Source organism: Streptomyces sp. NPDC007901 (genome assembly GCF_042959465.1).
Lineage (GTDB): Bacteria > Actinomycetota > Actinomycetes > Streptomycetales > Streptomycetaceae > Streptomyces.
The window spans coordinates 584,103-605,654 of record NZ_JBIBKW010000001.1 but is presented as its reverse complement, the minus strand read 5'-3'; the positions used below and the strand labels follow the sequence as shown (position 1 = coordinate 605,654).

The following is a 21,552-nucleotide window of genomic DNA, read 5'->3' as shown; positions in this document are numbered from 1 at the left end:
GGGGCGCCTGGGGGGTGCCAGGGAGGGTTGTGTGGCGGGTGCGGGTGGGAGTGTGGCTGGTCGCGCCCGCGCGGCGGTGGCCGCATGCCGACACAGCCCCGCGCCCCTGTGGGGCGCTCCCTGATCGCCCGTGACGAAGCGCTGTCCGTGCCGTGTGTCCGAGGCCTCATCGTCGAATCCGGAACCGATCGTGTGCGCGGGCGCGTCTTGGGGGGCGTGCAGCGTCAAGGCTCCATCGGCGGCAGCGCCGGGATTCGCGTCCGTGTGACAGGGGGTGTCCTCCTTGTCGCACATCTCGCGTTCGTCGCCTGGTTGATGCTGCGGCCGCTGGACGTGCCCTGGGTGATGCCCGCCAACCTGCACCCGTTCGCCGGCATCCGCGCCGATCTGGCGCTGGGCCGGCGCGAGGCGGCGCACCGGATCGGTGAGGGGCTGGCACTGCTCGCCCCGCTGGGGGTGCTGCTGCCGATGGCCCACGGCAGACTCCGGGTCTCCCCGCTCGCCTCCCTGATCCGTACGGCCACCGCGGGCGCCCTGATCTCGCTGGGCATCGCCCTGCTGCAGACTGGGGTGCCCGGTCGTGTGGTGGACGTCGACTCGGTTCTCCTCAACACCGTCGGCGTGGTCCTCGCGCATCTGGCGGTGGTTCCGGCGGCCCGCTCCCGACTCCGTCGGCAGGGTGAGCGGCTGCGTCCTGCGGCCCTCCCCCAGGAGGAAGCGGTTCAGGATCGTACCCCGACGATTCCCAGGGTCGGGATCGCCCCTTAGGGCGACCCCTCGACCCGGTGGTTCCTGCTCTACATCGCGCTTTGACATCCTCCCTCGGCCTAAGCCGAAGGATTCCAGACCTCGCGGGCTGAGGTTCACGGGCGCTCGAACCCTTTCGGGCTGTCACCCCTCCGGCGTGTCCCGCCGCGACATAGGCACTGCTCAAGTCGGCGCATGCTTGGCTATCGCTGACGCCGCAGCAATCGTACCGCCCGACTCGGCGTGCGTCGGTGGGTTCCGCTTCCCTCGACGGACGGGCCTCCGGCACCTGGCAATTCCCTGGTGCGACAACGCCGTCGGGGCGCCCCGGAATCGTCCGGGGCGCCCCGACGGCGTCGCGTCGGCCGGGTGGGTCAGCCGAGCGGGATCCCGTTCACCGGCAGGCCGTGGGTGGGCAGGCCCTGCAGCGGCAGCCCGCCGAGGCGGCCGGCGACCGGCTTGGTCGGGCCCTCGGCGAGGACCTGCTGGACGGCCGGGTGGGCGGCGGCGAGACCGGCGCCCAGGGCGGTCTGCCCCTGCTGGACGGCCGCACCGGCGCCCGGCAGGGCCTTGGAGACGTTCTCGGCGGGCAGCGTCTTGGTGACGGTGTCCAGGACCTGCGGGGCGTCCGAGACGGCCGGGGCCGCGTTGGCCGCGCCCGCGCCGACGGCGGCGAAGGCGGCACCGAGGGCGGCGACACCGAGGGTCTTGGCAGCAGACTGCTTCATCGTTAATGCGTCCTTGGAATGCGGTGACGGGGATCGATAACACGCTGAGCGGTCCACGACCGTAAACATGCCGGACCGCCCGCCGCAAACACCGAAATGCGGACGACTTGTGAAAGCCTGCCCGTATTCCGCGCCCCGTTCGGACGCCCGCTCAGTCCTCCGAGTCGACAGAACCGCTGGTGGAGGCGGTCTGCCGGAACAGCCATTCGGATTTCAGCTCCGCATAACCGGGCTTGACGACGTCATTGATCATGGCGAGGCGTTCATCGAAAGGAATGAACGCTGATTTCATCGCATTGACGGAGAACCACTGCAGGTCGTCGAGCGTGTAACCGAACGCCTCGACGAGATGCTCGAATTCCCGGCTCATACTGGTCCCGGACATCAGCCGGTTGTCCGTGTTCACCGTGGCCCGGAAGTGCAGCCGGCGCAGCAGCCCGATCGGGTGCCCGGCGTAGGAGTCGGCGGCCCCGGTCTGGAGGTTGGAGCTCGGGCACAGCTCCAGCGGGATCCGCTTGTCGCGGACGTAGGACGCGAGGCGGCCGAGCTTGACCGTGCCGTCCTCGTGGACCTGGATGTCGTCGATGATCCGCACCCCGTGCCCGAGCCGGTCGGCGCCGCACCACTGGAGCGCCTGCCAGATCGACGGCAGCCCGAAGGCCTCGCCGGCGTGGATGGTGAAGTGGTTGTTCTCGCGCTTGAGGTACTCGAAGGCGTCGAGGTGCCGGGTGGGCGGGTAGCCGGCCTCGGCGCCGGCGATGTCGAAGCCGACGACGCCCAGGTCCCGGTAGCGGTTGGCGAGCTCGGCGATCTCCAGGGAGCGGGCCGCGTGCCGCATCGCGGTGAGCAGGGCGCCCACCCTGATCCGCCGGCCGTTCTCCCTGGCGAGGGCCTCGCCCTGCCGGAACCCCTCGTTGACCGCCTCGACGACCTCTTCGAGGGTCAGCCCCTGCTCCAGGTGCTGCTCGGGGGCGTAGCGCACCTCGGCGTAGACGACACCGTCCTCGGCGAGGTCCTCGGCGCACTCGCGCGCCACCCGGACGAGCGCGTCCCGGGTCTGCATGACTCCGACGGTGTGCGAGAACGTCTCCAGATACCGTTCCAGCGAGCCGGAGTCGGCGGCCTCGCGGAACCAGATGCCGAGCTTGTCCGGATCGGTCTCGGGAAGCTCGGAGTACCCGGTCTCCCGGGCGAGGTCGGCGACGGTGCCGGGGCGCAGTCCGCCGTCCAGATGGTCGTGCAGGAGAACCTTCGGTGCCCGGCGGATCTGCTCCGGCGTCGGGGTGTTCGCGGTGCTCTGGCTCGTCATTTCCGCACTGTAACTCCTACGCGCGTAGATCGCTCGGTACTCGGTGAATTCCCTTTGCGTCGATACGCAACGGTGACCGCACGGACGGGTCGCGTACACCGCTTCTTCTGACACTGTTCTGTCATGGCAGAGCAAGCGACGCCGGTCCGAACGGCCAGCCTGAGCAGGGCAGTCGGCCAGGAGCCGACGACGGTGAGCGGGGCGGTCCTGCTCCTCCCCGGCGGGGAGGAGGTCTCCGCGCGCCGTCCGTCCCTCGTATGGGCGACGGCCTTCGTCCGCGCGCTCGGCCGCCGGCTCGCCCGGGACGGCCGGGACGAGGGGCTGGCCGCGCACGTCGTCCACTACCGCTATCGCGGCTGGAACGGCAACGAGGCGAACCTCGCGGGGGACGCGAGCTGGGCGACCGACGAGGTGGTACGGCGGTACGGCGATGTACCGGTGTGTCTGCTCGGGGTGGGGATGGGCGGCCGGGCCGCGCTGCACGCGGGCGGGCACGAGGCCGTCAACTCCGTCGTCTCCATCGCCCCTTGGCTGCCGGAGGCGGATGTGGCGGTACCCGAGGAACCGGTTCGCCAGCTGGTGGGGCGGCGGGTGCTGTTCGTGCACGGCACGAACGACGAACGGACCGATCCGGAGCTGTCGTTCCAGCTGGCGGCGCGGGCGAAGAAGGCCAACCGGGAGGTGTGCCGGTTCGAGGTGCACTCGGACGGGCACGGGTTGCATCAGCACCGGGACGAAGTGCTGGCGCTGGCCTCGGATTTCGTGATGGGGGCGTTGTACGGGCATGCGGTGTCGCGGCCGGTGGAGGACGCGTTGGCCGCGCCGCCGCCGATCGGGTTGCGGATGCCACTTGCCGCGGGCTTCGGGCGGTCGCTTCGTAAGGGCTGATGTCCGGTGTCGGGGTGCGGGTTCGTGGGTGGTCTTGCGCCCACGCGGCGGTAGCCGCATATCAGATGCAGCCCCGCGCCCCTAGGCAAGAAGACTCCCCCGCCTTGAAAGCAAGAACTTCTTGAAGGCGGCCACTGGGGGCGTGTCCGGATGGCCCTCCAGCCACGCCACGCCGATCTCTCTCGCCGCCCTCGGGGCCGTGACCGTCAGTTCGGCGACTCCTGGGCGGGGAAAGGCGGGTGGGGGCAGTAGGGCGACCCCCAGCCCGGCCGCCACCAGGCCGCGCAGGGTCTCCGCCTCCTCTCCCTCGAAGGCGATCCTCGGCCTGAAACCCGCCTCGTTGCAGAGGTCGTCGGTGATGCGGCGGAGGCCGTAGCCGGGTTCGAGGGTCACGAAGGTCTCGTCGGCGGCCTCGGCGAGGCGGATGCGGCGGCGGGTGGCCAGGGGGTGGTCGGCCGGTACCACCAGGCGGAGTTTCTGTTCGTCGAGGCGGCGGGCGACGAGGTCGGGGGCGTCCGGGACGGGGGACGTCAGGCACAGGTCCAGTTCGCCCGCGCGGAGCTTCTCGATCATCGCCTCGCCGTAGTTCTGGACGAGGCTGAAGCGGATGCGGGGGTGGTCGGCGCGGAAGGCGTGGAGGAGGCCGGGGACGGTCTCGGCGCCCATCGTGTGCAGGAAGCCGAAGGCGACCTTGCCGGTGGTGGGGTCGGCGTCGGCGCGGACCTCGTCGGCGGCGCGCCGGATCTCGGCGAGGGCGCGTTCGACCGAGGTGAGGAAGGTGCGGCCGGCGGGGGTGAGGGAGACCGTGCGGCCGTGGCGGGCGAAGAGGTCGACGCCCAGGTCCTGCTCCAGGCGGGCCATCGCGCGGGAGAGGGTGGACTGGGGGACCTCGAGTTCCTGGGCCGCCCTGGTGACATGCTCCGTGCGGGCCACGCCGGCGAAGTACGCGAGGCGTGGAGCCAGCAACATCGTCATGTCTTCTGTGTCACTGGACGGTGACAGGCGCCGCGCCGACCTCTGCTGATGCTCCATGGGAACGATTATGGCGATTCCATGCATTGGACGGATCAGCGGGCGGGTCCGTACGTTCGAAGCATGTCTCCCGCCAGTACCGGGGCGTCCACCACCATGGACGCCGTTCCGTCCCTCGCCGCCCCCGACTCCCGTCTGACGCCGGGCGGTCCCGGCTACCGCCGGATGAGCTTCGCGCTCTTCCTCGCCGGTGTCGCGACCTTCGCCCTCCTCTACTCCACGCAGGCCCTGCTGCCGCTGATCTCGGACGGCTTCGGGGTGAGCGCGAGCGACGCGAGCTGGACGGTGGCGGCGGCGACCGGCGGTCTGGCGCTGTTCGTCATCCCGATGAGCGCGCTGTCCGAGCGCTTCGGACGTCGTACGGTCATGACCGCTTCGCTGGCGGTGGCGGTGACCGTGGGTCTGCTGGTCCCCTTCGCGCCCTCGCTCGGCGTGCTGGTGGTACTGCGCGGTGTGCAGGGAGCGGCGCTGGCCGGGCTGCCGGCGTCGGCGACCGCCTATCTGGCGGAGGAGGTCCGGCCGCGGGCGCTGGTCACGGCGATCGGCCTGTTCGTCGCGGGCAACAGCGTCGGCGGGATGAGCGGCCGGGTCATCACCGGCTGGGTCGCGCAGGAGTGGGGCTGGCGGGTCGCCGTCGGCACCATCGGCCTGATCGCGGTGGGCTGCGCGGTGGCCTTCCGGCTGCTGCTGCCCGCGCCGCGGCACTTCAAGGCGGGCTCGCTGCACCCGCGCCGGCTGCTCGCCACGGTCCGCGACCACCTCGCGAACCCGCTGCTGCGCCGCCTGTACGCGATCGGCGCACTCTTCATGACCGTCTTCGGCGGTGTGTACACGGTGATCGGCTACCGCCTGACCGAGGAGCCGTTCTCGCTCCCCCAGGGCATCATCGGCTCGATCTTCCTGGTGTACCTGGTGGGTACGGTGTCGGCGTCCACGGCGGGCCGGCTGGTCGGCCGCCTGGGCCGCCGGGGCGCCCTCTACCTGGGCGGCGGTACGACGGCCGCGGGGTTGCTGCTCTCACTGGCCGACTCGCTCCCGCTGGTCCTGCTGGGCCTGGTCCTGATCACCGCGGGCTTCTTCGCGGGCCACGCGGTGGCCTCCTCGGCGGTCAGCAAGACGGCGACCCACGGCAGGGCCCAGGCCTCGGCCCTCTACCAGTCGGCGTACTACATCGGCTCCAGCGCGGGCAGCACGGTCGGCGCGCTGGCCTTCCACGCGAGCGGCTGGTCCGGCACGGTCGGCGTCGGCCTGCTGGCGATCCTGGGCGTCGTGACGCTCACCGTCCTCGGCTCGCTGGCCGCGCGCCGCGCCCTGGTCCCCGCCCACTCGTAAGAGCTCCCCGTATTTGGTCATGTTGTGGCGACCAGATACCACTTGCCGCCGCGCCGGAGGAGATCGCTCTCACCCTTTCGGAGCTCTTTCATCCGCCTGCTCACGGTCCAGATCGAGACGGTACGGGCCTCGTACTGCCAGGACAGGCAGCGGTCGAACGGCTGGGCCGCCTGAGGCCTGAAGACGATCGGCGTACAGCAATTTTCACCTGGCAAAGTGGGGCGTCTTCGCTAGGGCCGTGTGGAGCAACTGGTCTGAGCTGGGCTTTTCCGCACTCCTGGGGTCATTGTCAGTGGGCTGCGGTAGCTTCCGAAGTGCTGGAGCGCAACGGCGCGCGGACAGGAACGGCCACAGGGGTGGGTGGACGGCAATGAGTGACAGCACGGCGACGGCGGAGCTGGACGTCGCACTGGAGAAGCACCGGACCGAGCTGACCGGGTACTGCTACCGCATGCTCGGCTCGTCCTTCGAGGCCGAGGACGCGGTGCAGGACACCCTGGTGCGGGCCTGGCGGAGCTACGAGAAGTTCGAGGGCCGCTCCAGTCTGCGGTCGTGGCTGTACCGGATCGCGACGAACGTGTGCCTGGACATGCTGAACGCGGGCAACAAGCGGGCCCGGCCGATGGACCTCTCCGAGTCGACGCCGCTGGCCCAGGCGGCGCTCTCGCCCCGCCCCGACAACACCTGGCTGGAGCCGGTGCCCGACGCGCGCGTGCTGCCGTCCCTGCACGACCCGGCGGAGGCGGCCGTGGCCAAGGAGTCCATCCGGCTCGCCTTCATGGCCGCCCTGCAGCAGCTGCCGCCCAAGCAGCGGGCGGTGCTGATCCTGCGCGAGGTGCTGGCCTGGAAGGCGAGCGAGGTCGCCGAGTTGCTCGGCACCTCGGTCGCCTCGGTCAACAGCGCGCTGCAGCGGGCCCGCGCCACGCTGGCCGAGCAGCAGCAGTCGGGCGCCGAGGCCGATGTCTCCAACGCCCTCGACGAGGAACAGCAGAAGCTCCTGGAACGCTATGTCGCGGCCTTCGAGGGCTACGACATGACGGCGCTGACGGCGCTCCTCCACGAGGACGCCATCATGACGATGCCGCCGTTCGACCTGTGGCTCACCGGCCACGAGGACATCGCCGGCTTCATGACCACCATCGGCTCCGCCTGCGAGGGCTCGCGGCTGTTCCCGGTCCAGGTCAACGGCCTGCCCGGGTTCGCCCAGTACAAGCCCGACCCGGACACCGGCGGCTGGAGCCCCTGGTCGATCCAGGTCCTGGAGATCTCAGACGGCCGGCTCACCGGGTTCCACTTCTTCCTCGACACCAAGCGCTGGTTCCCGCTCTTCGGCCTCCCCCTCCACCTGGAGGCGAAGGCCGACGAAACGGAGGAGGGAGCGTAGCGCCGGGTCGGGGTCCCGCAGCCGGATCCGTCCGCCGGCCCGGCGGGCCGTCAGCTCCAGCCGGGCCAGCAGATCCACCGCGGCGAGCCCCGGCGGCCCGAGACCGCCCACATCGCAGACGACGGTCCGGGCCGCGCCGGCCCGCAGCAGCACACGCACGTCGTCGCAGAGCCCCGGCACCTCGTCCCTGGCGACGGGGCCCGACAGCATGAGCACGGCGGGGGTCACGGCATCCACGGGCGGTAGACCGCCGACGGCCGCCCAACTCATCGGTAGGGAGCGTGTCGCCGTATGGTCGCGCAGATCACAAGGATCACAACGTTGACCTGCACCTGACCACACCCGAGGGTTAGCTGCATGCCCCACGGATCAGCACCGCCCCCGATGTCCGACGGCCTCCCGGCCACCGCCAGGGGGGTCCCGCGCAGGGGGTGCTGAGCGGTTTCGCGGTCATCGCGATCGTCATCGCCGTCGGCTACGGACTCGGCCGCGGTGGCCACCTGGGCGTGAACGGCCGCGAGGTCCTCACCAAGCTCGCCTTCCATGTCGCCTCCCCCGCCCTCCTCTTCACCCTGCTCGCGAAGGCCGACCTGGCGGTGGTCTTCTCCAGCCGCCTCCTGGTGACGGCCCTGAGCACGGCAGCGGCGGCGGGCGCGTTCGTGGCGGTGGGTGTCGTACGGCACTGGGGCGTGGGCCGCACCACGATCGGCGCGCTCTGCTCCAGCTACGTCAACTCCGGCAACCTCGGCATCCCGATCGCGGTGTACGTCCTGGGCGACGCGTCCCTGGTGGCACCGGTGCTGCTCTTCCAGGTCGTCGTCCTCACCCCGATCGCCCTGACGATCCTCGACCTGTCGGGCATGGGCGAGAAGGGCACGTGGTGGCACCGGCTGCTGACGCCGTTGCGCAATCCGATAGCCGTCGGCTCCCTCGGCGGCGTCCTCGTCTCAGGCCTCGGCATCCATGTCCCCGGTCCGGTCATGGACCCCCTGACCCTGATCGGCAACATGTCCGTGCCGGCCGTCCTGCTCGCCTTCGGCATCTCGCTGCGCGGCAGCACACCGCCGGGCCGGGGCCGCGAACGCGGTCCGGTGTTCCTGTCCGTCGCCCTGAAGTCCGTGGGCCAGCCCCTCATCGCCTGGGCGCTGGCCTCAGTGGTCTTCGACCTGCACGGAGCACCCCTGCTCGACGTGACGGTGACGTCGGCGCTGCCGGCCGCGCAGAACCTGTACACGTACGCCGGCACCTACCGGGTCGGTGAGGAACTCGCCCGGGACTCGATCCTGCTGTCGACGGTGCTGTCAGTGCCGGTACTGGTCGTGGTTGCGGCGCTGCTGGGGTGACACCCCGGCAGCGCCTTGTCGCACCCTCGTCAGGCGATGCGCTCCAGCACCACGGGCGACGCCGTGAACTCGGTGCCCGCCGCCGCGATGTCGTACGAGCCCTCGACCGACTGGAGGGCGTACTCGAAGCGTTCCGGGGTGTCGGTGTGCAGGGTGAGGAGGGGCTGGCCGGCGGTGACCGTGTCGCCGGGCCTGGCGTGGAGTTCGATGCCGGCGCCGGCCTGGACCGGGTCCTCCTTGCGGGCGCGGCCGGCGCCCAGGCGCCAGGCGGCGACGCCGATGTCGTAGGCGTCGAGGCGGGTCAGGACGCCGGAGGACGGGGCCGTGATGACGTGCTGCTCACGCGCCACCGGCAGGGCCGCGTCCGGGTCGCCGCCCTGGGCCGCGATCATCCGGCGCCAGACGTCCATCGCCGAGCCGTCGGCGAGCGCCTTCGCCGGGTCGGCGTCCTTCACCCCGGCCGCGTCGAGCATCTCGCGGGCCAGGGCGAGGGTGAGTTCCACGACGTCGGACGGTCCGCCGCCGGCGAGGACCTCGACGGACTCGCGGACTTCAAGGGCGTTGCCGGCGGTGAGGCCGAGCGGGGTGGACATGTCGGTGAGGAGGGCGACCGTCTTCACACCGTGGTCGGTGCCGAGGCCGACCATGGTCGAGGCCAGCTCGCGGGCGTCCTCGATGGTCTTCATGAAGGCGCCGGTGCCGACCTTCACGTCCAGGACCAGGGAGCCGGTGCCCTCGGCGATCTTCTTCGACATGATCGAGGAGGCGATCAGCGGGATCGCCTCGACCGTGCCGGTGACGTCACGGAGCGCGTAGAGCTTCTTGTCGGCGGGGGCCAGGCCGTCGCCCGCCGCGCAGATCACCGCGCCGGTGGTGTCGAGCACGTTCAGCATCTCCTCGTTGGAGAGCAGGGCGCGCCAGCCCGGGATGGACTCCAGCTTGTCGAGGGTGCCGCCGGTGTGGCCGAGGCCGCGGCCGGAGAGCTGGGGGACGGCCGCGCCGCAGGCCGCCACGAGGGGAGCAAGCGGCAGGGTGATCTTGTCGCCGACGCCGCCCGTCGAGTGCTTGTCGGCCGTCGGCCGGGACAGCGACGAGAAGTCCATGCGCTCGCCGGAGGCGATCATCGCGGCCGTCCAGCGGGCGATCTCACGCCGGTCCATGCCGTTGAGGAGGATGGCCATCGCGAGCGACGACATCTGCTCGTCGGCGACCTCGCCGCGCGTGTACGCGTCGATGACCCAGTCGATCTGCTGGTCGCTGAGCTCACCGCGGTCGCGCTTGGTGCGGATGACGGAGATGGCGTCCATGGCGGCCATGGCGTTCCCTTCGAAGAAGTGCGAAGCGTACGGCCCCTCCGCGCGGACGGGCGGGGAGGGGCCGTACGGGATTACTTGGTGAGATGGGCCGGGCCGAAGGCCTGGGGCAGCATCTCGGAGAGGGGCAGGACGCCCTCCGGGGTGTCCAGGAGGAGGTCCGGGCCGCCGAACTCGTAGAGCAGCTGGCGGCAGCGGCCGCACGGGACGAGAAGCCCGCCCGTGCCGTCCACGCAGGTGAAGTGCGTGAGCCGGCCGCCGCCCGTGCGCTGCAGCTCGGAGACCAGTCCGCACTCGGCGCACAGGCCGAGGCCGTACGACGCGTTCTCCACGTTGCAGCCGGAGACCGTACGGCCGTCGTCCACCAGGGCGGCGACCCCGACCGGGTAGCCGGAGTACGGGGCGTAGGCGTGGGACATGGCCTCCCGCGCCTCGGCCCGCAGCGTCTCCCAGTCGAAACCGGCGGCCTCGGCGGTCACTTGCCCTGTCCCTTCCGGTACGGCAGGCCGTCCGCCTTCGGCATCCGCAGGGACTGCGCGGACAGCGAGAGGACGAGGAGGGTGACGATGTACGGGGTCGCGGTCACCAGCTGACGCGGGACGTCGTTGGTGGAGGCGTACCAGACGAACATCAGGACCGAGATGACGATCGTGATGACGGCCGGGACGTACTTCTTCTTCCAGGCGAGGTACGCGGCGCCGAACACCAGCAGGATCGCGAGCAGCAGGATCAGCGCGTGGACGTTCACCGTGCCGCCGCGCAGGTTGAGGCTGTCGGTGTAGCCGAACAGGCCCGCGCCGAGGGCGAGGCCGCCCGGCATCCAGTTGCCGAAGATCATCGCGGCGAGACCGATGTAACCGCGGCCGGCGGTCTGGCCGTCGAGGTACACGTTGGAGGCGACGATCGAGAGGAACGCGCCGCCCAGGCCCGCGAAGCCACCGCTGATGATCACCGCGATGTACTTGTACTTGTAGACGTTGACGCCGAGGGACTCGGCCGCCACCGGGTTCTCGCCGCAGGAGCGCAGGCGGAGGCCGAAGGCGGTGCGCCACAGCACCCACCAGGTGATCGGGACGAGGGCGACCGCGACGACCGTCAGCGGCGAGAGGTCGGTGAGCAGACCGCCGACCAGGCCCGCGATGTCGGAGATGAAGAACCAGTGCTTCTGGTTGAGCGTGTCCAGCCAGTCGGACAGGCCCGGGACGCTGAACGTGCCGAGCGAGTCGATCGGCGGGGACTGCTTGGAGGAGCCGCCCTCGGCGTTCTCGAAGGTGAACTTCGAGAGGTAGCGGGTGGCGCCCAGGGCGAGGATGTTCAGGGCCACACCGGACACGATGTGGTTGACGTTGAAGGTGACGGTGGCGACGGCGTGCAGCAGGGCGCCGAGCGCGCCGCCGAGGATGCCGAAGACCACGCCGACCCAGGGGCCCCACTGGTAGCCGGCCCAGGCGCCGAACCAGGTGCCGAGGATCATCATGCCTTCGAGGCCGATGTTGACGACGCCCGCGCGCTCGGCCCACAGACCGCCGAGGCCGGCGAGGCCGATCGGGACGGCGAGGCGCAGCGCGGTGGACATCTGGCCGGTCGAGGTGATGCCGTCGGCGCCGGTGATCAGGCGCACGGCCGAGGTCAGGATCAGTACGCCGGCGATGACCAGCAGGAGTACCGGGAGCGACATTCGGCGGCCGCCCTTGCCGGGCTTGGTCGCCTGCGGCTTGGCGATGGTCGCGGTGGACATCAGGCCGCCACCTCCTTCTTGGTGTTCTGGGCGGCGGCCGCGGCGAGCTCCGCGCCGACCTGGCGCTGCTGGCGGCGCAGACCCCACTGCCGTACGGCTTCGTAGGAGATGACGACGGAGAAGACGATCAGGCCCTGCATGATCGTGGCGATCTCCTTCTCGTACGCCACCGGGGTCGCGTAGTCGAGGGCGGGCGAGGCCTTGTCGAGGAAGGCCCACAGCAGCGCGGCGAAGGCGATGCCGCCCGGGTTGTTGCGGCCGAGCAGGGCGATGCCGATGGCGGTGAAGCCGAGGCCGGCCGGGAAGTCGAGGCTGTAGGTGTGCGAGTCGCCGAGCAGCAGCGGGAGGCCCGCGAGGCCGGAGACGGCGCCGGAGATCAGCATGGAGATCAGGACCATGCGCTTGGCGTCGACGCCGGAGGCGGCCGCGGCGGACTCGGAGGCGCCGGTGGCGCGCAGGTCGAAGCCGAAGCGGGTCCGGTTGAGGACGACCCAGTAGCCGATGCCGAGGGCGATGGCGACGAAGACCATGCCGTAGATCTCGCCGACGTCGGAGCCCAGGTTGATGCCGGGGAACCAGCCGGACTTCTTCATCACGCCGGTCGTCATGTTGTTGCCGACCTGGACGCCCCACACGTTGGAGAGGGTGACGTAGCCGATGACGCTGGTGGCGATGGCGTTCAGCATGATCGTGGCGACGACCTCGCTGACCCCCCGGGTGACCTTGAGGACGCCCGCGATACCGGCCCAGAAGGCGCCGGTGAGCATGGCGACCAGGAGCAGCATCGGGATCTGCAGGAAGGCGGGCAGCCCCACGTTGGCGCCGACCACGGCCGTCATCACGGCGGCGAGGCGGTACTGGCCGTCGACGCCGATGTTGAACAGGTTCATCCGGAAGCCGAGGGCGACCGCGATGGCCGCGATGTAGTACATCGCCGCCTGGTTGATGATCAGGACCTGGATGTCCGAGTACGGCAGCTGCTGGAGCATCAGCACGTACGGCTCGAACGGGTTGCGGTTCGAGGCCAGCAGCACGATCGAGGTCAGGGCGATCGCCAGGACGAGCGCGATGACCGGGCCGGCCACCGCGAGGAGCACCCGCTCCTTGTCGAACTTCTTCATCGGGCCTCGTCCTCCGGGCCGTCGGCGCCTTCGTGTCCTTCTGGGGCGGTCTCTACGTGTTCCAGGTGGCCGGACGCGGCACCCGTCATGGCGGAGCCCAGCTCCTCCGGGGTGATGGTGGCCGGGTCGGCGTCCGCGACCAGCTTTCCGTCGAAGATCACCCGCAGGGTGTCCGACAGGCCGATCAGCTCGTCGAGGTCGGCGGAGATCAGCAGCACCGCCAGGCCCTCGCGGCGGGCGTCCCGGATGCGGTCCCAGATCTGCGCCTGGGCGCCGACGTCCACACCGCGGGTCGGGTGGGCGGCGATCAGGAACTTCGGGCTGTGGCTCATCTCGCGGCCGACGATCAGCTTCTGCTGGTTGCCGCCGGAGAGGGAGGCGGCGGTGACGTCGATGCCGGGGGTGCGGACGTCGTACTCCTCGACGATCCGGCGGGTGTCGGCCTGGGCGCCCTTGATGTCCAGCCAGAAGCCCTTGGCGTTGGGCTTCTCGGTGACGTGGCCGAGGATGCGGTTCTCCCAGAGCGGGGACTCCAGGAGCAGGCCCTGGCGGTGCCGGTCCTCGGGGATGTAGCCGACGCCGGCCTCGCGGCGCTTGCGGGTGCCCCAGGGGGTGACGTCCTCGCCGAGGAACTCGATCGTGCCCGAGTCGGCGTTGCGGGTGCCGATGAGGGCGTCGATCAGCTCGGTCTGGCCGTTGCCCTCGACGCCGGCGATGCCCATGACCTCGCCGGCGTGGATGGTGAAGGTGACGTCGTCGAGGACGCGCTTGGCGGCACCGGGGGCGGTGGCCTCGTCGAGGACGTCACCGCGGGCGGTGGCGCCGGACGAACCGACCGTGGCGGTCTCGGGCTGCGCGCCGACCTCGCCGAGGGAGGGGCCGCTGGCGTAGACGGTGAGGTTCTTCACCGTGACGACGGCCTTGTCGGTGACCGTGGACTCGGAGGTCTCCGGGGTGGGCAGCTCGCTGCCGACCATCAGCTCGGCGAGCTGGCGCGGGGTGGTCTCGGACGGGATCGCGGTGCCGACCGTGGTGCCGCGCCGGATGACGGTGATGTCGTCGGCGACGGACAGCACCTCGCCGAGCTTGTGGGAGATGAAGATGACCGAGAGGCCCTCGGACTTCAGCTCGCGCAGGTTGTCGAAGAGTGCGTCGACCTCCTGCGGGACGAGGACCGCGGTGGGCTCGTCGAGGATCAGGGTGTTGGCGCCGCGGAAGAGGACCTTGAGGATCTCCACGCGCTGCCGGTCGGCGACGCCGAGGTCCTCGACCAGGGCGTCCGGGCGGATACCGAGGCCGTACCGGTCGGAGATCTCCTTGATCTTCTTCCGGGCGTTGCCGCCGATGCCGTACAGCTTCTCGCTGCCGAGTACGACGTTCTCCAGCACCGTCAGGTTGTCCGCCAGCATGAAGTGCTGGTGGACCATGCCGATGCCGCGCGCGATGGCGTCGGCCGGGGACGAGAAGGAGACCTGTTCGCCGTCGACCGCGATGGTGCCCTCGTCCGGCTTCTGCATGCCGTAGAGGATCTTCATCAGGGTCGACTTGCCGGCCCCGTTCTCGCCGACCAGGGCATGCACGGTGCCCTTGCGGACGGACAGGTGGATGTCGTGGTTGGCTACGACACCCGGGAATCGTTTGGTGATCCCCGCCAACTCGACCGCGGCTGTGGTCTCTGCGGTGAGCGGAGGGCTGCTGGACGCGTCGATGGCGCACTCTCCTCGGAAAAGGGGTCGCTCTACGCGCGTAGCGCCCCTGCTTTAAATAGTGCCCGGACCTGACCGAGCTTTTTCGACTCTCGATCCGTTCCGAGCATTCTGCCGCGCGAACGAGGGTTCCCCCTGCCGCCGGTCCCCGGGATCTCCGCCGATCTCCCGGACACCCTCTCCGGCTCACCGACCGATCTCCCGGACCCGCATCCGAGCTTCCTGACCGAACTCTCGGATCCGCGCCCGGGACCCCGTGGAGATCCCCGGACCTATGGCAGGGGGCGCGGGAAGAACATCCTTCCCGCACCCCGTTCCGTGGCCGTAACGCTGCCATTACAGCGTTCTTTTGACCATGCCTACGACAAGGTCATGACCCCTGGGTCAGGAGGTCTTGACCGTGATCGAACCGTCCTTGATGCCGGCCTCGGCCTTCTTGAGCGCGGCCTGCAGGGCGGCGTTGTTCTTGAAGACCGGGTTGGAGTCGGCCAGGCCGACGCCGCCGTTGGTCAGGGAGCCGCGGATCTCGCCGGACAGCGGCTTCTTGTCCTTGATGACGGACTTGGCGAGGTCGTAGACCGCACCCTCGACGTTCTTGAGGGCCGAGGTCAGGATGTAGTTCTTGTACTTCGACAGCGCGGCCTGGTTGTACTGGTCGGAGTCGACGCCGATCGCCCAGACCTTGTGCGCGGCGGCGGCCTTGATGACGCCCTGGCCGGAGAGGCCGGCGGCGGCGTAGACCACGTCGGCGCCCGAGCCGATCTGGCCCTCGGCGGCGGCCTCGCCCTTGTCGGGGCTGGAGAAGCCGCCCTCCTGGGCGGTCTGGGTCAGGTACTGGGCCTTGACCGTGACGTTCTTCTTGGTGGCCTTGACGCCCTGCTCGAAGCCCGCCTCGAACTTGTGGATCAGCGGGACGTCCACGCCGCCGATGAAGCCGACGGTGTTCGACTTGGTGGTCAGCGCGGCGGTGACGCCGGCCAGGTACGAGGACTGCTCCTCGTGGAAGACCATGTCCGCGACGTTGCTCGCCTGGTCCTGGTTGTCGTCGATGATGCCGAAGGTGACCTTCGGGAACTTCGCGGCGGCCTCCTTGACGGCGGGCGCGTAGGCGAAGCCGACACCGATCACCGGGTTGTAGCCGGACTTGGCCAGGGTCTCAAGGCGCTGCACCTTGTCCGCGTCCGACTCGCCGTCCTGCGGCTCGATGTCCCGGCCGGTGACGCCGAACTCCTTGTTGGCCTTCTGGAAGCCGGCGTACGCGGCGTCGTTGAAGGACTGGTCGCCCTTGCCGCCGACGTCGTACGCGAGACCGACGCCCTTGGACGCGCCGGCCTTGCCGGTGGACGAGCTGGACGAGCTGCCGCACGCGGAAACGGTGACGGCAAGAGCTGCGGTTGCAACGCCCGCAACGGCGATTCGGGACACCCGGCGCATGGAACGAGACTCCTTCGTGCAAGCGCCCAAACCAGGCGCTGGTTCCGCGGCAGCGTAACGCGCGTAGACCAGACGGAAAACCCCCAATGTCCGGTCCGTTATCTAGCTGTGGCCACAGTCACCGCCAAGGTGACGGACAGCAGTGCGCCCCTTGCAGGAGGCAAGGGGCGTACGGACTGCAACGGCGGGGGGGCGGCCGCGTGTCCGGCCGTCCATATACGGCCGGACGATCATCCGGCCGTATATATATGTCGCATTACTTGGTGTTGACGGTGACCTTGCCGGAGATGATGTCCTGCTTGGCCTTCTCCACCGCAGCGACGACCTTGGTCATGGCCTTGTACTTCGGGTTGGTGTCCGCGAAGCCGACGCCACCGGTCTTCAGGGTGCCGTTGACGACACCGCTCTCCGGCTTGCCCTCGTGGACCGACTTCACCAGGTCGTACACGGCGCCGCCGACGTTCTTCAGCGCGGAGCCGAGGATGTAGTCCTTGTACTTGGCGAGCGCACTCTGGCTGTACTGGTCGGAGTCGACACCGATCGCCCAGATCTTGGCGGTGGCGGCGGCCTGGATCACACCCTGCCCGGAGAGACCGGCCGCGTGGTAGATGACGTCGGCACCGGCGTCGATCTGGCCCTGCGCCGCGGCCTTGCCCTTGTCGGGGCTGGAGAAGCCGCCCTCCGCGGGCGTCTGGGTCAGGTACTGCGACTCGATCTTGATCTTCGGGTTGACCGACTTGGCACCCTGGTCGAAGCCCGCCTCGAAGGTGTGGATCAGCGGGATGTCCACGCCGCCGATGAAGCCGATGTGGTCCTTCTTGGTGGCCGAGGCCGCGGCCACACCCGCGAGGTACGACGACTGCTCCGCCGCGAAGACCATGTCGACGACGTTCTTGGCCGTCACTTCGTTGTCGTCGATGATGCCAAAGGTGATCTTGGGGTACTTGGCCGCGATCTCCTTGACCGCCGGCGCGTACACGAAGCCGACACCGATGATCGGGTTGTAGCCGGCCTTGGCCAGCTGGTCGAGCCGCTGCACCTTGTCGGCGTCGGTCTCGTTGTCGGCGGGCTCGACGTCCCGGCCGCCGAGGCCGAAATCCTTCTCGGCCTTCTGGAAGCCGGCGTAGGCGGCGTCGTTGAAGGACTGGTCGCCCTTGCCGCCGATGTCGTAGGCGAGGCCTATGCCCTTGCCGTTGTACTTGCCGGACGGGCTGGTGCTGGAGGCACCGCTGTCCGAGCTGGACTTGCCGCACCCGGCGGCCGCGAGGGCGATGACGGCAACGGTCACCGCAGCTTGGGAGAACCGAGTCCTCCGACCCGAGATATAACGCACAGCAAGCACCCCTTCGTCCCCACGGCACCGTCATCGGCCCGCTTCCCCAACCGTCCACCCTCGGTGGCGATTTCGGCGCACAGTAACGCGCGTAGAAGGGGAGGGGAACGGGGTTTCTCCGGGCCGTTATCGAACCGTGCCGACTCCGGGTTACAAGCAGCCGCCGCCGGTTACGACGGGGTGACACAAGGGGGCGAAGGGGTATCGAACGGGCACCCTCTCGCCCCCTGGGGGACTTGCGTGACGTGCGGGGAAGCTGACCGTTTCTCCCGCCGCCTCATAAGATCGCCGTCGATACGACTACCTGGTCGCGTCGATCAGGGCGGCGGCCGTGAACAGCTCCACCCCGACGGTGATGGCCCGCTCGTCGGCGTCGAAGTCACCCTGGTGCAGGTCGCGCACGGTCCGCTCGCCCGGTGTGCGCACCCCGAGCCGCGCCAGGGCGCCCGGCACGTGCTCCAGGTACCAGGAGAAGTCCTCGCCGCCGAGGCTCTGCTCGGTGGTCTCGATGGAGTCGGTACCGCGCCGGGCGGTCATCGCGTCCCGCAGCAGTTCGGTGATCACCGGGTCGTTGACGACCGGCGGCACCCCGCGCACGTAGGTGATCTCCGACTTGGCCCGGTGCAGGGTGGCGACCTCGTCGATCGCGGCGTGCACCACGTCCGGCGCCTGCCGCCAGGCCTCCAGGTCCAGGCAGCGCACGGTCCCGGACAGCTCGGCGTGCTGCGGGATCACGTTCGGGGCGTGCCCGGACTCGATCCGTCCCCAGGTCAGGGCCAGTCCGCTACGGCTGTCCACGCGCCGCCCGATGACCGCGGGCACGTCGACCGCGACCCGGGCGGCGGCGGTGACCAGGTCGGTGGTCAGATGCGGCCGGGCGGTGTGCCCGCCGGGGCCGTCCAGCGCCACCTCGATCCGGTCGCAGGCGCTGGTGATGGCGCCGGTCCGCAGCCCGATCCGCCCCACGTCCACCTTGGGGTCGCAGTGCACGGCGATGATCCGCCCCACCCCGTCCAGCACCCCGGACTCGATGGCGTCGGCGGCACCGCCGGGCAGCACCTCCTCGGCGGGCTGGAAGAGCAGCCGTACGGGCCGCGGCAGCAGCCCCCGGCGGTGCAGGTCGGCGAGGACGAGCCCGGCGCCCAGCACCACCGCCGTGTGCACGTCGTGCCCGCAGGCGTGGGCCCGGTCCGGGACGGTGGACCGGTAGGAGCACTCGGTCTTCATGTCCGGGATGGGCAGGGCGTCGATGTCGGCCCGCAGGGCGAGCACGGGCAGCCCGTCCCCCACCGGCCCGATGTCACAGATGAGCCCGGTTCCCATGGAGAGGACGCGAGGCCGGAGGCCGGCCTGCTCCAGCCGTTCCTTGATCGCGGCCGTCGTGCGGAACTCCTGGTTGCCGAGCTCCGGGTGCATGTGCAAGTCGCGCCGGAAGGCTACGAGTTCGGCGTGCAGCTCCTCGCTGAGCACGCCGGGGAGCACATCCCCGGGGAGGTCGGCCTCGGACTCTAGGGACATCAATTGGTTCACCCTCTGAAGGGTAGGACGCCCGGAGGGTCAACTGACCCGAGATCAACAAAAGTTCAGCCCGTTAGGGGAAGAAAATCTGACCGCGGAGGCATGACCCCGGACGTAGCTGGGTAAAACCTGTGCTTCCTCTTCCACGGATACCACGCCTCACTACGATCCCGCCCGTCCTGTCCACCCACCGAAACAGGACCGGAACGGAACGGCGACTTCGCCACACGGCCCCCGTCCGCCCGGTAGCGTGCGCGACCGTGACGGACTCGGACACCACCGATTTCATAGAGACCACCCGTACGTCCTACGACATGATCGCCAAGGACTACACCGCCGCCTTCCCCGGCCTCCCCGAGCGCCCGGTGGACATGTCGATGATCGCCGCCTTCGCCGCGCTGGTGAAGGCGAACGGCACCGCCCCCGTGGCCGACCTGGGCAGCGGCCCCGGCCACATCACCGCCCACCTGAACGACGAGCTGGGCGTCCCGGCCTTCGGTATCGACCTCTCCCCCGCGATGGTCGCCCTGGCCCGCGAGGCCCACCCCGGCCTGCGCTTCCACCGGGGTTCGATGACGTCCCTGGACCTCCCGGACGCGACCCTCGGCGGCATCCTCGCCCTCTACTCCATCATCCACATCCCCGACGCCCACCTCCCGGCGACCTTCGCCGGCTTCCACCGCGTCCTGGTCCCCGGCGGCCATGTCCTCCTCGCCTTCCAGAAGGGCGAGACCCCCGGACTCCACCTCACCGAACGCTTCGGCCACGAGATCGACCTCCACTACCACTGGCGCCCCGCGTACGCCGTCGGCGACATGCTCGCCAAGGCCGGCCTGGACGTGGCGGCCACCCTGATCCGCGAGCCGGTCGAGTCCGAGAAGTGGCCCCGCGCCTTCGTCCTGGCCCGCAAGCCGGGCTGAGCGGGCGCGGCCGGACGGAGGGCGGGTGGGTGGGTGCGGGATATGGCTCCCGTTCGCGGGGCGTCAGTCCTGGGTGCGGTGCACGCACTCGGTGACGACGTCCCGCAGGCTCCCGGACCGCCGCTCCCTCGTCCGCCGCTGCTCGTCGGCACCGGTGCCGTGCCGCAGCAGGCGCGAGACGGCCTCCTCGACGGCTGCCAGGTCACCGCTTCCGGCGAGGGCCTCCTCGGTGTGCGCGAGCAGTGAGCCCACCACGGCCCGCGCCGCCCGGGGCCGCAGCGTGACGGGATCGAGCAGTTCCCCGCCGAGCCCCGACCGCGCGGCCCGCCAGCCGGCCATCCGCTGCAGCCCCACCCCGTGGTCGGCGGGTTCCCGGCCGGCCCGCCACTCCCGCACGGCGGTCTCCACCAGGGCGCGGGTGAGGGTGGCCACGAGTACGGCCGTCTCGGCCCGCAGGCACACATCCGCGACCCGGATCTCCACCGTGGGGTACCGCCGGGCGAGCCGGGCGTCGAAGTAGACCATTCCCTCGTCCAGGATGACGCCGGTGGCCACCATGTCCGCCACCAGCCGGTGGTACCGCGCGGCGGAGCGGAACAACCCGGTCGGACCGGCGGACGGCCAGCGCTGCCACACCTGGCTGCGGTAACTGGCGTAACCCGTGTCGCCGCCCTGCCAGAAGGGTGAGTTGGCGCTGATCGCGAGGAGCACCGGCAGCCAGGGCCGTATCCGGTCCAGGGCCGCGACCCCCTCCTCGTCGCTGTCCACGGCCACATGCACATGGCACCCGCACACCAGCTGCTCCCGGGTGGCGATGCCGTACTGCTCGGCCATCCACCGGTACCGCCGGTTCACACTCACGGAGGGACTGACCGGCAACGGCGAACTGGCGAGCGCGGCAACAGCACACCCGAGCTCCCCGGCCAGCCGGCCGGCCTCCTTACGGCACCGGACGATCTCCTCACCCAGCTCCGCCATCTCCGCCTGCGGCTGGGTGGCGAACTCCAGCATCTGCCCGTAGAGCTCCTTCTCGAACACGGCCTGCCCGGGATCGGCGCGCGAGGCCCGCGCCAGCACGGCCGCCGCCAGCGCCCTGGGCTCACCCGACTCCGGGTCGACGAGCAGGAGCTCTTCTTCCACGCCGACGGTACGCACGCGAAACCGCCTTCCTCCGTGCCGCGACCGAGCGCGACAGCGTCTCCACCCGCCGACTTCCCAGGTCCGGCCGTGGAACACCTGCCACACCGCACCCCCACGACAGGCCACCAGGCTTCCGGACGCCGTGAAGGAGTCGTCTCGTCGCCGCCCTGGCAAGATGGCCGCATGGAACGTGTGCTTGGAATCGGTGGCTACTTCATGAGGGCCGCCGACCCGGCGGCGCTGGGTGCGTGGTACCGCGACTGTCTGGGCCTGGACGTCGACGACCACGGGGTGTGGCAGCAGGAGACCGGGCCCACGGTGTTCGCGACGTTCGAGTCGGGGACCGACTACTTCGGCGCCCACACCCAGCAGACCATGCTCAACTTCCGGGTCCGCGACCTGGACGCGATGCTCGCGCAGCTGCGCGCCCAGGGCGCGGACGTGGCCGAGGAGACCCAGGACATGGACGGCATCGGCCGCTTCGGCTGGGTCACCGACCCGGAGGGCAACCGAATCGAACTGTGGCAGCCCGCCTGACCGTGTCCCGCCGATGGGCTCCTACCGGG

Annotated in this window: 20 protein-coding genes; 7 read left to right on the top strand and 13 right to left on the bottom strand. The window is 70.3% G+C overall.

The window, feature by feature from the left end; genetic code table 11:
* Window positions 1-216 precede the first annotated feature (216 nt).
* Window positions 217-768 carry a VanZ family protein gene (locus tag ACFZDK_RS02965; RefSeq protein WP_390969126.1) on the top strand — a complete coding sequence of 184 codons (552 nt, stop codon included), beginning with the start codon at window positions 217-219 and terminating at the stop codon, window positions 766-768.
* A gap of 353 nt (window positions 769-1,121) precedes the next feature.
* Here ACFZDK_RS02965 and ACFZDK_RS02960 read toward each other — a convergent pair whose 3' ends face one another.
* On the bottom strand, window positions 1,122-1,475 hold the full coding sequence (locus ACFZDK_RS02960; protein WP_390969124.1) for an ATP-binding protein: 354 nt from the start codon (window positions 1,473-1,475) through the stop codon (window positions 1,122-1,124).
* Between the two features lie 151 nt (window positions 1,476-1,626).
* Window positions 1,627-2,784 carry an adenosine deaminase gene (locus ACFZDK_RS02955; RefSeq protein ID WP_390969122.1) on the bottom strand — a complete coding sequence of 386 codons (1,158 nt, stop codon included), beginning with the start codon at window positions 2,782-2,784 and terminating at the stop codon, window positions 1,627-1,629.
* A 123-nt stretch (window positions 2,785-2,907) separates the two neighbouring features.
* Between ACFZDK_RS02955 and ACFZDK_RS02950 the strand changes: the two genes are divergently transcribed.
* Window positions 2,908-3,672, top strand: coding sequence for an alpha/beta hydrolase (locus ACFZDK_RS02950; protein ID WP_390969120.1), 765 nt, complete (start codon window positions 2,908-2,910; stop codon window positions 3,670-3,672).
* A gap of 81 nt (window positions 3,673-3,753) precedes the next feature.
* Here ACFZDK_RS02950 and ACFZDK_RS02945 read toward each other — a convergent pair whose 3' ends face one another.
* Complete coding sequence (locus tag ACFZDK_RS02945) at window positions 3,754-4,704, bottom strand: LysR substrate-binding domain-containing protein (protein ID WP_390969118.1); 951 nt, start codon at window positions 4,702-4,704, stop codon at window positions 3,754-3,756.
* Between the two features lie 63 nt (window positions 4,705-4,767).
* On the opposite strand from ACFZDK_RS02945, the gene ACFZDK_RS02940 reads away from it, so the two are divergent.
* Window positions 4,768-6,036, top strand: coding sequence for an MFS transporter (locus ACFZDK_RS02940; protein ID WP_390969116.1), 1,269 nt, complete (start codon window positions 4,768-4,770; stop codon window positions 6,034-6,036).
* A 370-nt stretch (window positions 6,037-6,406) separates the two neighbouring features.
* Complete coding sequence (locus ACFZDK_RS02935; protein ID WP_390969114.1) at window positions 6,407-7,420, top strand: RNA polymerase subunit sigma-70; 1,014 nt, start codon at window positions 6,407-6,409, stop codon at window positions 7,418-7,420.
* Here the strand turns inward: ACFZDK_RS02935 and ACFZDK_RS02930 are convergent.
* Window positions 7,304-7,690 carry an STAS domain-containing protein gene (locus ACFZDK_RS02930; protein WP_390969112.1) on the bottom strand — a complete coding sequence of 129 codons (387 nt, stop codon included), beginning with the start codon at window positions 7,688-7,690 and terminating at the stop codon, window positions 7,304-7,306. The genes ACFZDK_RS02935 and ACFZDK_RS02930 overlap by 117 nt on opposite strands.
* A gap of 161 nt (window positions 7,691-7,851) precedes the next feature.
* Here ACFZDK_RS02930 and ACFZDK_RS02925 point away from each other — a divergent pair, with 161 nt between their 5' ends.
* Window positions 7,852-8,763 (top strand): AEC family transporter, encoded by a 912-nt coding sequence (locus tag ACFZDK_RS02925; protein ID WP_390969110.1) that lies wholly within the window; start codon window positions 7,852-7,854, stop codon window positions 8,761-8,763.
* 29 nt (window positions 8,764-8,792) lie between these two features.
* On the opposite strand, the gene ACFZDK_RS02920 is transcribed toward ACFZDK_RS02925, so the two are convergent.
* The 8 genes from ACFZDK_RS02920 to ACFZDK_RS02885 form a co-directional block, all read right to left on the bottom strand.
* The gene (locus ACFZDK_RS02920; RefSeq protein ID WP_390970077.1) at window positions 8,793-10,070 is read right to left on the bottom strand and encodes a thymidine phosphorylase; all 1,278 of its coding nucleotides are present in this window, start codon (window positions 10,068-10,070) and stop codon (window positions 8,793-8,795) included.
* 80 nt (window positions 10,071-10,150) lie between these two features.
* A complete protein-coding gene (locus tag ACFZDK_RS02915; protein ID WP_390969108.1) occupies window positions 10,151-10,555 on the bottom strand; it encodes a cytidine deaminase in 405 nt (134 codons plus the stop codon).
* Complete coding sequence (locus tag ACFZDK_RS02910; protein ID WP_390969106.1) at window positions 10,552-11,814, bottom strand: ABC transporter permease; 1,263 nt, start codon at window positions 11,812-11,814, stop codon at window positions 10,552-10,554. The genes ACFZDK_RS02915 and ACFZDK_RS02910 overlap by 4 nt, the downstream gene beginning before the upstream one ends.
* Entirely contained in the window at window positions 11,814-12,935 is a 1,122-nt protein-coding gene (locus ACFZDK_RS02905; RefSeq protein ID WP_390969102.1) for an ABC transporter permease, read from the bottom strand. The genes ACFZDK_RS02910 and ACFZDK_RS02905 overlap by 1 nt, the downstream gene beginning before the upstream one ends.
* Window positions 12,932-14,644, bottom strand: a complete 1,713-nt coding sequence (locus ACFZDK_RS02900; protein WP_390970076.1) for an ATP-binding cassette domain-containing protein — start codon at window positions 14,642-14,644, stop codon at window positions 12,932-12,934. Before ACFZDK_RS02900 ends, ACFZDK_RS02905 begins: the two co-directional genes overlap by 4 nt.
* Window positions 14,645-15,025: 381 nt before the next feature.
* Window positions 15,026-16,075: a BMP family ABC transporter substrate-binding protein gene (locus tag ACFZDK_RS02895; protein WP_390969099.1), complete on the bottom strand. Its 1,050-nt coding sequence runs from the start codon at window positions 16,073-16,075 to the stop codon at window positions 15,026-15,028.
* 256 nt (window positions 16,076-16,331) lie between these two features.
* Window positions 16,332-17,363: a BMP family ABC transporter substrate-binding protein gene (locus ACFZDK_RS02890; RefSeq protein ID WP_390969097.1), complete on the bottom strand. Its 1,032-nt coding sequence runs from the start codon at window positions 17,361-17,363 to the stop codon at window positions 16,332-16,334.
* 345 nt (window positions 17,364-17,708) lie between these two features.
* Entirely contained in the window at window positions 17,709-18,926 is a 1,218-nt protein-coding gene (locus ACFZDK_RS02885; RefSeq protein ID WP_390969095.1) for an amidohydrolase, read from the bottom strand.
* A gap of 260 nt (window positions 18,927-19,186) precedes the next feature.
* On the opposite strand from ACFZDK_RS02885, the gene ACFZDK_RS02880 reads away from it, so the two are divergent.
* Window positions 19,187-19,846 (top strand): methyltransferase domain-containing protein, encoded by a 660-nt coding sequence (locus ACFZDK_RS02880; RefSeq protein ID WP_390969093.1) that lies wholly within the window; start codon window positions 19,187-19,189, stop codon window positions 19,844-19,846.
* A gap of 63 nt (window positions 19,847-19,909) precedes the next feature.
* Here the strand turns inward: ACFZDK_RS02880 and ACFZDK_RS02875 are convergent, their stop codons facing one another.
* Window positions 19,910-21,001, bottom strand: a complete 1,092-nt coding sequence (locus ACFZDK_RS02875) for a glutamate--cysteine ligase (RefSeq protein WP_390969092.1) — start codon at window positions 20,999-21,001, stop codon at window positions 19,910-19,912.
* Between the two features lie 168 nt (window positions 21,002-21,169).
* On the opposite strand from ACFZDK_RS02875, the gene ACFZDK_RS02870 reads away from it, so the two are divergent.
* Window positions 21,170-21,523, top strand: a complete 354-nt coding sequence (locus ACFZDK_RS02870) for a VOC family protein (protein WP_390969090.1) — start codon at window positions 21,170-21,172, stop codon at window positions 21,521-21,523.
* Window positions 21,524-21,552: the final 29 nt, after the last annotated feature.

What these genes read in the sequence shown, in the direction of transcription:
- ACFZDK_RS02960 (WP_390969124.1), bottom strand. Translation starts at nt 1,475, where the DNA reads ATGAAGCAGTCTGCTGCCAAGACCCTCGGTGTCGCCGCCCTCGGTGCC.
- ACFZDK_RS02955 (WP_390969122.1), bottom strand. Translation starts at nt 2,784, where the DNA reads ATGACGAGCCAGAGCACCGCGAACACCCCGACGCCGGAGCAGATCCGC.
- ACFZDK_RS02950 (WP_390969120.1), top strand. Translation starts at nt 2,908, where the DNA reads ATGGCAGAGCAAGCGACGCCGGTCCGAACGGCCAGCCTGAGCAGGGCA.
- ACFZDK_RS02945 (WP_390969118.1), bottom strand. Translation starts at nt 4,704, where the DNA reads ATGGAGCATCAGCAGAGGTCGGCGCGGCGCCTGTCACCGTCCAGTGAC.
- ACFZDK_RS02940 (WP_390969116.1), top strand. Translation starts at nt 4,768, where the DNA reads ATGTCTCCCGCCAGTACCGGGGCGTCCACCACCATGGACGCCGTTCCG.
- ACFZDK_RS02935 (WP_390969114.1), top strand. Translation starts at nt 6,407, where the DNA reads ATGAGTGACAGCACGGCGACGGCGGAGCTGGACGTCGCACTGGAGAAG.
- ACFZDK_RS02930 (WP_390969112.1), bottom strand. Translation starts at nt 7,690, where the DNA reads ATGAGTTGGGCGGCCGTCGGCGGTCTACCGCCCGTGGATGCCGTGACC.
- ACFZDK_RS02920 (WP_390970077.1), bottom strand. Translation starts at nt 10,070, where the DNA reads ATGGACGCCATCTCCGTCATCCGCACCAAGCGCGACCGCGGTGAGCTC.
- ACFZDK_RS02910 (WP_390969106.1), bottom strand. Translation starts at nt 11,814, where the DNA reads ATGTCCACCGCGACCATCGCCAAGCCGCAGGCGACCAAGCCCGGCAAG.
- ACFZDK_RS02905 (WP_390969102.1), bottom strand. Translation starts at nt 12,935, where the DNA reads ATGAAGAAGTTCGACAAGGAGCGGGTGCTCCTCGCGGTGGCCGGCCCG.
- ACFZDK_RS02895 (WP_390969099.1), bottom strand. Translation starts at nt 16,075, where the DNA reads ATGCGCCGGGTGTCCCGAATCGCCGTTGCGGGCGTTGCAACCGCAGCT.
- ACFZDK_RS02885 (WP_390969095.1), bottom strand. Translation starts at nt 18,926, where the DNA reads ATGTCCCTAGAGTCCGAGGCCGACCTCCCCGGGGATGTGCTCCCCGGC.
- ACFZDK_RS02870 (WP_390969090.1), top strand. Translation starts at nt 21,170, where the DNA reads ATGGAACGTGTGCTTGGAATCGGTGGCTACTTCATGAGGGCCGCCGAC.